This is a genomic window from Bacillus cereus group sp. BfR-BA-01347, from assembly GCF_022663835.1.
Taxonomy (GTDB): domain Bacteria; phylum Bacillota; class Bacilli; order Bacillales; family Bacillaceae_G; genus Bacillus_A; species Bacillus_A thuringiensis_K.
Window position 1 is genome coordinate 98,276 of record NZ_JAKUGG010000015.1, and the last position, 13,131, is coordinate 111,406.

Below are 13,131 nucleotides of genomic sequence, written 5' to 3' on the forward strand. Positions count from 1 at the left end.
TTTATTCATTTCGCTTTCTATCTGTATAATATTTTTTTATTTTTAAAAACAAATCAAACTTTGTTGGGCTATCTCCTAGTTGATCATAGAGCCTTACAACCGTTTCTAAATCATCCTTTTCAATACCCTCCAAAATTTTACTTTCATAATTTTTTAAAACTAATCCTCTATTTGTGTCAACCTGAAATATCCTTTTCAAAACTTCTTCATATTCAAGCCCTATTGTTTCTTCATAAATCTCAGACTGTTGAATCATGTGCCCCTCTTTTTTCAACATAACTATACTTTCTTTTGGAATATCTGATACTATTAACGGGGCATGTGTCGCAATAATTACATGGCAATTCACTTTACCAATAATACTCTTTAAAATTGCAATATAATTCCTTATCCATTTTGGATGTAGGTGCGTTTCAGGTTCATCAATCAAAATTATCGAGTTCTCAGTGACTGAATCCGCTAGCTCAACAAGTCTTAAAAACAAACTTAATTCTCCAGAACTCCAAAAAGATAGAGGTATCAAATCAATTGTGTCCGTCGCTTCAAACCATATATCATTAAAGATATATTTATCAAATTTATCTAGTATAAGGATGTCCCTTTCAAATTGATTTAACCCACCGAAATAATAAGATAATTCTGACTCAGATACAAGTCTTTGAGTTTTACTTTTATAATTTGTATCTCTTCTTTGATTGTATTTCTTTGAAAACATCTGCATCTTCAAAAGTATATAGATGTACTCTAAATATACTCTTTCTAAATCAAAAAATGAAAATTTTGACCGAAACCTAGAACGACTATTTACTCTATTTAATTCTTCTCTTTTATAATGTTTAAACCTTTCCATATAATCAGTTAACGTTTTCCTGGACCTATTATCATTTAGAATATTCAATTCATATTCGTACTCTAAAATCAAATTAGTTAAATCTTCATTTGAACCTTTATCTATTAATATATCCTCTAATATATCATCAAATCTCCCGTTAAATAAATTCCTAATAAAAACAGTTACAGTCTCAGGCGAAGTTGTCACTTGGTTAAATTCTAAAAAATAGCCATTAGATCTATAACCAATATATTCTACAATTTCATTCATCTTATTAATATTGCGTATATTTTCTAAAACATACTTTCCAATTATATATTTTAATTTACTTATCCCCATCTCCGAATAAATTATAGGGCATAAAGAATACTTAGATTCTTTCGCCCGCATGTATACTCTTTCAACTGGTGTAAATGATGAAATAATTAATTTAGATGGTAATTCTACACTAGTATTCACAGTATTCAATGTGTAATTAATCCCATTTACCTGATATTCTATAGAGTAATCTAACATTTTTTTCTTCTCGCTAGAATTGGATAAAACGTTTGCGATCGCTTGCAATATTGTAGTTTTTGCAGTTCCATTTTCTCCTATTAATACGGATAAATTAAAATTTGCATCATCAAATTTATTAATATCCCGCTGAAATTCAAGAGAGAAATCATTAAGTTTTTTATATTTTCCAATTCTTATAGTTTTTATAAACATGACACACACTCACTTTCAATTAAATTATATATGCAGGTGAAAATTTTAATATATACTAATTCTTCAACAAACCCACCATTAATTTAAGCTCTTTCATAACAATCAATTTTATAGACAAACACAATTTAGACAACACACTATTTTTACATATATTTAAATATTTAAACCTTCCTCAAGTCTATTACAACATATTTAAAATCTCTACCGTTCCCTAAAGTGATTGATTCATCATTTATCACTTTATATACAATTAATTGGTTCTCGTTATTTTTTTACAATCCGTTCATATGAAGAATCTTATAGAGCTCTTGACTTGTCTTATTTTTACTTTCTAGTGACACACCATACACTCGCAATTTTTTCTCTTTATCAGCATGTAAATACCAAGACTGAACGTATTCATGGTTATCTATTTCAAATTCTAATTGCTTTGGATACAACAAAATTGCTGTTTTGGCACGTTCATATCTCGTTAAGTATGCGTACATTTGGAATAAATCTTCCCGCTTTACTCCTGAACGATTTCCACTCGTTAATGTTTTCCACTTTGTATCAATAATAATTTGTGTATTACCGTTATCAACAACAATATCTGGTTTTAGCTGAAAAATATCATTACCATTGTGTTCATTTACAAGTAATTTATATTCTTTATGCTGCTCGTATAGAGCATGCTTAGTTACTTGTTTTACTAAAGCTGTTATGTATTTTTCAAATAAATCATTCATCTCAAAGAGAAATGAAAATGAGTTATTATTTTTCACGCTAAAACTCGCTGTAACATTCATTAGAAACTGTTTCGCTAACAATAAAGGTGTTTCAAACCTTTTATTTATTCGATCTAAGTTTATACTCCTTAACTGTTTTTTAGAGAATGCCCTTGCCTGTACCCCATCTAACATATGATCTATTTGCTTTAGGAGTTTTTGAGTCTCTATATCTTTAATATTTTTCAATAGTAATTGGTTAGCAGCTACAAATACTTGGTTAATCTCGTGATTAATAGTTCTTTCTTCATATTCACAATATGCCATATACTTCTTATTTCGGCTCAAGTTTTCATTAATATGCTTTTGAATAATAAGAGAACCTTTTAACATCATTAAATTATTCTCTACTTGCTGATACTCCATCATAATACCTTTGCTCAGTTCTTTAAATAAATGGGATGCATAAATTCGTCCAAAGATTTCAAGTAAAGATCCATCTATTAATTGTAACTGGGATAAAGTCGAAGTCTTAACATTCAAATAGCCGCAATCATTTAGCATCCCAATTAACACCTTACGCATTTGATTAAAATCATTATGTAATGCTACCTTGGGTAAGATTTCTATAGAAAACGTTGAACATTGAATACACCCAACATAATTTATAAACTTAATACTCTTATTTCCCCAGCTTATATACTCACTTTTAAGCTTTTGGATTTCAATAAACTTAGCCAGTTCATCTGCTTGTGATGGTGTAATTGTCTTGTCATCCCCTGCATTCTCATTAATCTCTATAACGTCATGACATTCCGTTAATACAATGTTCTTCATTAACTATTTTGCCCTTTATAAATATTCATCAATGCCTGCTTATTTGGCTGAGAAACAATTGAATATTTAACTTGCTCTTCCAAGTAATGATTATTTAACCCGGTAAAAATATCTGCTGGCTTTATTTTTTCTTTTTTCAAGAAATAACTAGAACTATCGTCACTGGCTGCTCCACCTAAGATCATCTCGATCTTTTCCCAATCATCATAAAAATACTCTTGTAATAAAGGAATAACCTTTTTCTTCATAATATTTATTAATTCTGTTTCTGATAAATCATTACACAGGAAGAAAGCATGTCCAATTGTGTGATCTCTATCATATAAATACTCTATTCTTTGATTAATGGCATGCACTAGTTTTTTTACATTTATGCCATCAATATCTTCTGGTAATAGAGAGACATTCGGTACCATTTCAATAAACTCAAAACGTCTTCTAAGAGCTGTATCCATCAATGTAATAGAACGGTCTGCTGTATTCATTGTCCCAATTAAATACAAATTCGAAGGTACTCCAAACTTTTTGCGAGAATACGGTAACTTTACAAATATCTCATTTTTCTTTCCTATTCTTTTATCATCTTCTATTAATGTAATAAGCTCACCAAAAATACGTGAAATATTGCCCCTATTAATTTCATCCATAATTAATACATAGCTTTTCATCTTCTTTTCTTGAGCGATTTCAACTGTACTAATAAGTTCTTGAAGTGTCTCTAAATTCAAATTCTCTTTACGAATATTATAAAGGGATTGCATAGTAAACTCCCCATTAATCAAAATCTCTTCAACAGGAACTAACTTACCTTTATATAGCCACTCTACTGATCTAAAGTGGTGATAGCGTATTCCTGTCTTCTCTTTGTATTCATATTCTCCTGTAATACGTCCAACTGCACGAATATATGAATTCCCATATGATATTACAACAATATCACCAATTTCTACCGAGTGTTTAAAACGATTAATATTATTTAAAACTGTAGATTTTTTATCTTTCCCTTTATAATCTTTTTCAACTAATTCTTTGATATCATCTTTTGTGTTACATTTTGAAAAATTTAAATCATCTCCAAAACCAATTGAAACTAATTTATTATCAATACAAAATTTATAAATATCAGTATCAAGGTCTTTTTTACCTAAAGACATTTTGTAAAAGTTTATTTCCTCTTCATCAAACTCATAAGCCGGGTTAATAATTTTATTACTATCCATTGCTTCTTTACAAATATCTAGAAATATACCATTAGTTGGCCTAAAGTTTCCCTCTGCGTCACTACGTAAGCCTTCTACAAAATCCTCATATGAATATGATTGATGGAATGTACAAAATTGAATTTGCTTCTCCTCAGTATATCGCTGGTATGCATCCATCCACTCTTTACGATCAGCATTATTTTCTATTAACTGCTGATGTAACTCTGGATCAACTATTTCCAACGCTTTTCGGACAACTGAATAAGTTTTTCCGGTTCCGGGCGGACCATACAAAATTTGATTTTTAGGTAAATTCATATGTACCACATCCTTTTGATTTTCTGTGTTATTAGAATTAAAACCAATTTTCTTCTTTATATCTGTAAGTAAACTATCACTATTATCTTCTTTTACAATTAGTCTTGTACTTACACCTTCTTGAAGTTTTCCATCTAGCTCCTGAAAAATCCCTTCTTCTATTTCAACTTTAACAAATTCTTTAGCACGCCATGTTCTCAAGTTTTCAATGAGTTTCTTTCCATTTAACCCAGCTTTATTACACTCTTCTACAATTTTATGTACTGACTGTTTACTAGGCATTTCCCGATAAGTTAGTCGCTCACTGACACCAGCTTCCTTATATGACAAATCTACGAACATATTATCCAACCTAAAAACACTTTCTGAATTATCATTTTTAATAAAAATAGTACCTTTTTTAATAAAGGCTCTTTGAAAGTGAATCTCATCATGATCTAATAAACGCTTAATTATCTTTCCCATTTCAATAGCTTGCTCTAACTCTATTTTATTTTCGGTAGAAAATTCCTTCCCCATATATGTATCTAATTGTTTCATCTCTTTGAGGAATTCAAAAGGAAGCATAAATGATTTATCCATAGTATTACGACCATGTGTATATCGATACCCCATAACAGGTCGGTTATATACCTCTTTTATAATTCCTTTATGCGTAATCATTGGTGCTCCTGTAATCTTTCCCTTTAATATGGGGTCTTTTATATCATTTTTAACCTTTGTCCCTACAACAATATAAACTGCATCCCCAATATTTTCTTCCATTTGTTCATATTCATTACCTTTTTGTTGATACTTCGTCTTTTTTGCAAGCGCTCGGGGCCAATAAAAAGTACCTGCCTTTATAAATGCTTCAAATTCTTCGACTGTGTTAGAAAAAAAGGAAAATACTCTTTCCACTTAAACCTCTCCCTATTGCTTATATTTCCAAAATATATAATAACATTTATTCCTAATATATTAATACAATTAACAAAAAGTATGCTTCCCCCTAGACCTTTTTATTAACAATTTAAAAAGGAGATTAATAGCAATAAACCATTTACATTCAATCTTATTATGATGGTTATCTTATATTAAAGAATGAATACAACTAACCATCGCTAAGAGAAGGTACTAATTTAATATCTTTCCAAGAACCATTGGTTATTTATATAATGTATTTAACAAATACAAATAAAGGATTGTAGTTATGAGTAAACCAGAAAAAATAATTGAAGCATGGTGGAACTTGGAAACATTAACACCAGGACAAATTCAAACGAAATATTTAAAAGAGCCTATAGCAAAAAAATATCTAAAAAAAGAATGTTATGTAAAAAAGTTTTCACTATTCAAAGATGCGGAAACGATAGAGTTCCCACAAATTTGGCAGCAACTTGAATTAAAATCAGAGCAAATTCAGAAACGCTTTGGTTTTTATGGCAATGTATATTACGAACATGAATTAACTCAGTATCAACGCTATTTACACAAAGTGAAAGAAGAGATTATTAATCCCTCTTTTACAATCTGTTTTAGCTATTATGTAGAATTTGATAAAGATGGTAAATACATTGATGAATCACTTTTCATCCCCTATTTACAGCTCTATATTAAACTAATGGAAGAGCATGGTGGATTACAGGATGTAGACTTTATGCAATTGTATAATGAACATAAATACCTTTTAAATACACAAGCAAATGCAATTAATGGTGGTCTCTTCAATGATCAATGGTTGGATGAATTTAACAAACAGTTCAAACAATTTTTTGGAATTTTACCACGTGCAGAAATTTATGTATTAGAGTGTATCTTAAAACAAGAGCAAGATGAAGAAAGTATGAAATTTAATAGCTTCTTTACAGAGGACTTACTGTACGCGAAAAATGATTTAAACGATACACTAGCAACATTTCTAACACCAGCAGCAAACCGGCAAGATATTAATGAAAACCGTGAATACATCGAATATATTCTACATCCAGATCGCCTTCCCTTAGGAAGATGGCCTTCGCCAATTAAGCATCGATTATCATTAATGCAACAGGTAGCTGTAAATGAATTTTTTGTATCAAATACTCCTGTCAGCTCGGTAAATGGTCCACCAGGAACAGGAAAAACAACACTGTTACAAGATATATTTGCAGAAATTGTTGTAAAGAAAGCAGATGCAATGACTCGATTTAGAGACAACGTTAATGACATGATAAAGAAAACGAGCCTTAAAGAAAAAATTCCGCATCTATTTAAAGAAAATGAAGAAGTAGAGCGTTTTATTTATGAAATTGCACCATCCATTACAAAACATGCAATAGTCGTTGCATCAAGTAATAATGGCGCAGTTGAAAATATTTCAAAAGAATTACCTCAACAAAAGAAAGTTGATGGATGCTTTTTAGAAGAATTAATGACTTATCAATACGCCCCAAAAACAGCCAAAAAAATGATTAGTCAGGATAGCTGGGGACTATTTTCAGTAGCACTTGGTAACAGTTCTAATATTAAAAAAGCAGCACAACAATTACTAAATCGTAAATTCAGTGTAATGACTGAATGGAATAAATCAAAAGCAGCACGTGATGAAGCAAAAGAAAATTGGAAAACAATTTGTGATGAATTCATTCAATTAAAAAATGAGGTAGAAGCAGAAAAATATGCCATCTTACAAATGATGGCAGGACGTAAAGAAGCAGATGAAACACTACTACAGTCGACAGATGACTTTTGGACCGCTTCAAATTACGAAAAACGTCAGCAAAGTATATTATTTCAAACAGATAATTTAAACATTAAGCGCTCAAAATTATTTATAAAGGCAATTCATGTATTAAATCACTTTATTCTCATTCATGGTGAAAAATTACGTGCGGCATTATCTATATTAGAAAAGAGAAACACATTAGATTTAAACCAAAAAGAATCAATTGAAAAGCTCCATATAATGTGGCATACTGTCCACTGTTTCTTCCCTGTTGTGAGTACAACTTTTGCAAGCTTTGCATCTATGTATCGCGGAATTAATAAAGACTTTATACCCTATTTAATGATTGATGAAGCTGGTCAAGCTGTACCCTCACAAGCAGTCGGAGCTTTATGGCGCTCTCAGAAAGTAATGGTTGTAGGTGATCCACTGCAAATCGAGCCTGTGGTTACAACAGACAATACGATGTTAGAAGATCTACGTAAAATTTATAAGCTTAAGGAAGACATATTAGGTATCAAGTGTTCTGTTCAATCTGTAGCAGATCGCAGCAATCATAAAGGTTCTTTTGTCCAAGATAATCGATGGATTGGTATGCCCCTTTGGGTACATCGTCGCTGCTTAGAGCCTATGTTTTCAATGGCTAATGAATTAGCTTACGGTGGAAAAATGGTATTAGGAAACGAAGGAATAGGAAAAAGTGAGTGGTATGATGTTAAAGGGAAGGTTAGTACTCAGCAATTTGTTAAAGAACAAGCAGTAGAGCTGGAACAAAAATTAGAAGTGTATTGGAAACAAAGAATTCAATACCAGCTATTAATGAAAATGTGGGAACTTGCTGGAAACGAACCAGCAATGGTATTAAAAGAATTGTTTTATGAACACTTTATGGCACAGCCAGAAACTTCAACAGAGCTAGACGTACTATCTCTCCAAGAATTATTCAAACAATTTATTTCGTACAGCCCACAGCTACGCTTAGAGGAATTTGAAAACCTTTTAACATTAATTGCAGATGAAAAATTAAAACCACCTTCCATCTACATTATTACGCCTTTTACGGCTGTTAAAAACGAAACAATAAAATTCTTAAAAAGAAAAGACAATTGTTGGACGCTACTACTAAACACATTAAAACGAGAATTACGTCATGATGGTATTGATGAAGCTGCCGAAGCATATCGAAAACTATTAATAAATATTGCACAACAAGAAAATGATTGGTATAAAGATTGGGTCAGTGACAATATTGGAACCGTTCATACATTTCAAGGGAAAGAAGCAGAAGTGGTTTTCTTCATTACAGGTACAGATTATACGAAGAAAACCGCTGCAGAATGGGCGTGTAAGGAACCCAATATTTTAAATGTTGCAATCACACGCGCTAAGAAAGAATTTTATATAATTGGAGACCTCCAATTATTAAAAGAATATCCAAATTATCAGATCATATTAAATAACCAATTAAATACGTAAACATTCAATATATGAACACACATGCCGAATAAAATACATTTCATATTACTTGAAATAGTAATATGAATAAATAATTCTCTAAAATCAAAAAGATTTAATTCAAAACTAAACTTACAAATAACAATAAAGGATACGAACAAAGTAATCTGTACCCTTTGTAAAGGACATTTTGAAAAAAGTTAGGCAACATCAAGAAGATGATTTCTGTATCCAACAGGAGTCATCTTTTTTAAATTCCATTGATATCTATAGTGATTATAGTACGTCATATATTTCTTAATCTCTTGTTTCAACTCAGTAAAAGACTCGCAAGGTTTTATATGTGCTTCATCTTTCAGATGACCAAAAAATGATTCTTGTGGAGCGTTATCCCAACAGTTCCCTCTTCTTGACATAGATTGTCCGAGCTTTAGCTTTTTGACTAATTTTTGGTAGGTAGGGCTTGTGTAGTGGGCTCCTTGATCTGAATGAATATATGCGCCTTCAGTCAATGGAATCCTCTTATTCCGTTGTAGTTTATGAAGAGTTGTTGTTACGAGGTCTAATGTCATCTGTTCTGAAACATGGTAAGCTAAAATTTCATTGGTTGAGCCATCTAAAATTGTAGATAGATAAGCTCTTTTATTCTTACCGTAAATTAAATAAGTGATATCTGTAAGAAGCGTTTTTCCTGGGATATTTTGTTTGAATTCTCGATTTAATTGATTCCGCACTACTCGATGTTCTTTTGAAGCTTTCAGCATTCTTTTATAAGGATTTGCTTTCCGAATCGGACAGACAATCTCATATTTTTTCATGATTCTACGGATACGCTTTAAATTGTAGACAACTTGAAACTGACCCGCCAATGTCATCTTTATCTGACGAGCCCCCTTCTTTCTATTTCTAAATCGAAGTGCTTTTAATATGGTTTTCTTCAAGATTTCATCTCGATCACTCTTTTGTTTCCGTTGTTCTTGAGCTGAAATTGAAAAGTAATTATAGTATCCCGAACGGGATACACCAGCTACTTTACACAAATAACTGACCATATTCCTTAAGTTGTATTTCATGATGACAGAACGAATCAAGATGAATTTCTGACTAGGTGGTAGTGTTATTTCCTTTTCATCCTCCCTTCCATAAGTTTGATTTTTTTTAGCAATTCGTTTTCCGCCTTTAGTAAGTTTCGTTCGGCTTCTAAACGGGCATACTTTTCTTCTAACGTAAGCTCTCTCTCAAGAGTTCTTCCAGCGTTTTCGATACGTGTATCCCTTAAACCCAAAACACCATTTTTTCTATAAGCAGCACGCCATCTACTTCCCGATGACATAACCCGTTTCATTCCAATCATATCTATATCAAAACCACATTCTTCAAAAATATTTCGAGGTAGCTTTCCTTTTTCATTTTCCTCAATAAAAATATGCTTAAATTCCTCTGTATAAGTGATACTTTTCTGACTTACAGATTTTACGTATAAGTTATTTGATAGAATTTGAATTTCTCTTTCTGTAAATAGCTTTTTTGTCATTTTCAACATTCTCCGATCCCAATTTTCCTTTTATTATACAAGAAATACCCTATAGAATAGACTTTTTTCAAGTGTCTATTCTATAGGGGACATTTTAAAATTCGTATCCTTTATTATTTCAGAAACTGATAAGACTTTTAAAAAGCTTTTTGAGATATTAGATACAATTTAGAAATTTATCTCTTTACGTTCCCTCTTCTCTTTTTACATTAACCTACAATAAAAAATTATGCTACCAACTGATCTTGTCTTGGGTTATATACCTAGTCCCAGGGTAACAATTTAAACTATTTATAACACATTAAGTCTTCAATAAAGTATATCTTTTTCCCTTCCTTGTATTTTCCGCCCACAAATTATAGAACATAATCCTTTTAATATGTGTTATTTTTTAATAATATCTATATCATTTACTTTTTTAAACTCAATAACTGCGGTTTCTATGTTGGCACTGTACTGATTAAGGTACTCATGTGCCTTATTTAGAGCTTCAGGGTCGTTTGTTTCTTTAAACAAATTAATAGCTTTTGCTGCTAATACAAGGTAACGCGTAGCTATTTCCAAATCTGTATGGGCGGAATTGTATTCATCAGGTATTTTCATCTTTTTGATTTCTCTTTGTGATTCTTCTAGATTTTTTACAGTGTCCTGAATATTAAGTATATCTGTTAATATAGTATTTACTTCTTCTTTCGAATACACTACATTACCCTTTTCATAGTAGTTAAAGGAGTTTTCAATAGCTTTTTGAAATTGTATAGCATCATGTTGGAAGCCTTCAACATTAGATACAATTTGTTCTTCATACGATTCTTTTGATATAGGTACGCAACCTTTAGTTAGCCAAATTAATACAAAAATACAAATTACACTTCCAAACATTTGTGAGATAGTAGCGTCTCCGTTACGAATCCCTGATATTATAACCCATACAAAAACAAGTATTAGCAGAATACCGACAATTAGTCCTAAATTCAATTTGAATTACCACCCTTTTGAAATGAATTTTGTTAAAATTATATATTTATATATAATTTTATTATAATTAAAAAAAATAGATAGTTCAATGTTCTTACTAAACATAGTTTGTAACGACTCTCAATTCAACGCAAGGGGAGTATTATACGGAGAATATTTTGGAAATGGCATCAACCCGCTGAGAAATTAAAGCTACGGTTCTTGTAGGAATTGAATACTTTGAACGAGAAGATTTATATGAGTATATCTATGAATGCTGTAATGCTTTAGCAGAAAAGATTTTTGAACAAGGCTAGCATGCCAAAGCAGGTACATACTTCTATAAAGCAATTCAAGCTAAGAAAAAAGCCGATGCGAAAGAAGCTTTAAAATGAAAAAGCTAATTAAAGTAATGAGTATTGCTACTGCTTTAATGTTTACATTGGGAATTACATCTCAAACAGATAGTCACGTAGTAAAAGTCGTTCAAAGTATGATGGCAGACGGAGACCATGGTGGTTGATGTCCTTTGACCCGGAATTCAGTCCCGGGTCTTTTTTTATTGAAACAAGATATAAATCGTCAGTTTTAACTATATAGTTGAGAAGGAATGCTTATAAAAAGAAGTAAGTATTATCTACATAAGAGGCGGAGTTTATAACCAAAAGATTCATGTCACTCATTCTGGTGCCTCAGGAGCACCCATTACTTTTCAAAACTTCCAGAATAAAAAGGTCATTTTCGATGATTCTAAAGTCAAAATAGATAATAATAGGTTTATTTACAATAGAAGATAAAAATTATATTCAAGTAAATCGATTAGAGTTTTACAATCTAAAATCAACTAAAGTTAACGAAACCCCTATTAATATTAGAAATAATTATATCAATACCATTGAAACAACTTTAAAGAATGGAAACACATATGATATCGCTATCTATGGTACTTCATCTAGTGCAAAAATAATTTAAGTCATAGTTTCATTGATATTTGTAAATAACGAATTTATAGCATCTGTAGCTCAAGACAAAAATGTTAAAGGGATCTTTAACATTTTTAATTAAATGAACAAAGTTTTATCATTAGGAGTTGCAATTAAAGATTTACCCGGACCAATTGTGGGTTTATTACATAAATAATTACAACCTTTTAATCTTATAGAAGCTTTATCTCACGAAAAAATATAAATATAAAATAAAAAGCCCTCTATTGTAAGGGGCTTTTACACTTCAAATAGGTTTTCCTTCAAATAAAGAATAACAGTTAATACGTTTTGTTTCCATTATTTTTAATTAGATCCAATATCAACTAATAACTGATGATTTGTACGATCTACGAACAAAATATTTTCTCATAGAATACTTATCCCAATTACTAGTTATCTATTAAGAAATATAAAATACATCAATTAATTTTAACCTTGTCCAACAATTACTGTAATTGTATGATCTAATACACCATTTCTATAAACATATACTTTTGCTGTTGTGGAAAAATAAGTTGTTAATTTCCCAGTAGAAGAAACCTTTATCAAATCATTACTAGTGCGATAAGTCATTCCTGGCTCATGATAAGTAAGTTGATATCCACTAAAAAATGTTGGTAAAGTAACTGTGTAATCCCTAATGTTGAGAGTTTGTGTTAATTTTTTCTGGTCTTCCCTATTAAAATCAGTGGAAGCCTGTGAATCTGTGGTTCCGATACCTAAAATACTTAGAAAAGCAACCGACGTTACAAGAGCATAACGAAGTTTCATAATATTAACTCCTCCCTTTATAAATGATTTAAATAACAATAGGGATTTATTACCCTACTAGTAAGATAACATGAAATATATGTAAATAAAACCATTTGAATGGGAATTTTCTGTGAACATATATTTTATCAACAA

8 protein-coding genes and 1 pseudogene are annotated in these 13,131 nt (G+C 30.9%); 3 read left to right on the forward strand and 6 right to left on the reverse strand.

All coding sequences use genetic code 11. The annotated features are described in order from the left end of the window. Window position 1: 1 nt before the first annotated feature. The 3 genes from MR143_RS21005 to MR143_RS21015 all read right to left on the reverse strand — a co-directional run bounded on the left by MR143_RS21005 (window position 2) and on the right by MR143_RS21015 (window position 5,372). On the reverse strand, window positions 2-1,543 hold the full coding sequence (locus MR143_RS21005) for an AAA family ATPase (RefSeq protein WP_086398203.1): 1,542 nt from the start codon (window positions 1,541-1,543) through the stop codon (window positions 2-4). 272 nt (window positions 1,544-1,815) lie between these two features. Then, window positions 1,816-3,087: an McrC family protein gene (locus MR143_RS21010; RefSeq protein WP_086398202.1), complete on the reverse strand. Its 1,272-nt coding sequence runs from the start codon at window positions 3,085-3,087 to the stop codon at window positions 1,816-1,818. Further along, window positions 3,087-5,372 carry an AAA family ATPase gene (locus tag MR143_RS21015; RefSeq protein ID WP_242280941.1) on the reverse strand — a complete coding sequence of 762 codons (2,286 nt, stop codon included), beginning with the start codon at window positions 5,370-5,372 and terminating at the stop codon, window positions 3,087-3,089. Before MR143_RS21015 ends, MR143_RS21010 begins: the two co-directional genes overlap by 1 nt. A gap of 427 nt (window positions 5,373-5,799) precedes the next feature. On the opposite strand from MR143_RS21015, the gene MR143_RS21020 reads away from it, so the two are divergent. After that, window positions 5,800-8,769 (forward strand): DEAD/DEAH box helicase, encoded by a 2,970-nt coding sequence (locus MR143_RS21020; RefSeq protein ID WP_086398200.1) that lies wholly within the window; start codon window positions 5,800-5,802, stop codon window positions 8,767-8,769. Between the two features lie 179 nt (window positions 8,770-8,948). Here MR143_RS21020 and MR143_RS21025 read toward each other — a convergent pair. Both MR143_RS21025 and MR143_RS21030 read right to left on the reverse strand, forming a co-directional pair. Further along, window positions 8,949-10,291, reverse strand: a protein-coding gene (locus tag MR143_RS21025; protein ID WP_242280942.1) for an IS3 family transposase whose coding sequence is annotated in 2 segments (ribosomal slippage) — window positions 8,949-9,910 and window positions 9,910-10,291 — 1,344 coding nt in all. Because the reading frame shifts where the segments join, the coding sequence is not laid out codon by codon here. A gap of 375 nt (window positions 10,292-10,666) precedes the next feature. After that, on the reverse strand, window positions 10,667-11,260 hold the full coding sequence (locus tag MR143_RS21030) for a hypothetical protein (protein WP_086398090.1): 594 nt from the start codon (window positions 11,258-11,260) through the stop codon (window positions 10,667-10,669). 370 nt (window positions 11,261-11,630) lie between these two features. Between MR143_RS21030 and MR143_RS33000 the strand changes: the two genes are divergently transcribed. After that, window positions 11,631-11,762 carry a hypothetical protein gene (locus MR143_RS33000; RefSeq protein WP_000733479.1) on the forward strand — a complete coding sequence of 44 codons (132 nt, stop codon included), beginning with the start codon at window positions 11,631-11,633 and terminating at the stop codon, window positions 11,760-11,762. Between the two features lie 97 nt (window positions 11,763-11,859). Next, a pseudogene (locus MR143_RS21035) lies at window positions 11,860-12,228 on the forward strand (DUF5123 domain-containing protein); the annotation flags it as partial. Window positions 12,229-12,654: 426 nt separating this feature from the next. Here the strand turns inward: MR143_RS21035 and MR143_RS21040 are convergent. Continuing rightward, complete coding sequence (locus MR143_RS21040) at window positions 12,655-12,996, reverse strand: hypothetical protein (protein WP_043939363.1); 342 nt, start codon at window positions 12,994-12,996, stop codon at window positions 12,655-12,657. Between the last annotated feature and the right edge of the window lie 135 nt (window positions 12,997-13,131).

Excerpts from the sequence above, each read along its gene's own strand:
- MR143_RS21005 (WP_086398203.1), bottom strand. The coding sequence starts at position 1,543 with ATGTTTATAAAAACTATAAGAATTGGAAAATATAAAAAACTTAATGAT.
- MR143_RS21010 (WP_086398202.1), bottom strand. The coding sequence starts at position 3,087 with ATGAAGAACATTGTATTAACGGAATGTCATGACGTTATAGAGATTAAT.
- MR143_RS21015 (WP_242280941.1), bottom strand. The coding sequence starts at position 5,372 with ATGGAAGAAAATATTGGGGATGCAGTTTATATTGTTGTAGGGACAAAG.
- MR143_RS21020 (WP_086398200.1), top strand. The coding sequence starts at position 5,800 with ATGAGTAAACCAGAAAAAATAATTGAAGCATGGTGGAACTTGGAAACA.
- MR143_RS33000 (WP_000733479.1), top strand. The coding sequence starts at position 11,631 with ATGAAAAAGCTAATTAAAGTAATGAGTATTGCTACTGCTTTAATGTTT.
- MR143_RS21040 (WP_043939363.1), bottom strand. The coding sequence starts at position 12,996 with ATGAAACTTCGTTATGCTCTTGTAACGTCGGTTGCTTTTCTAAGTATT.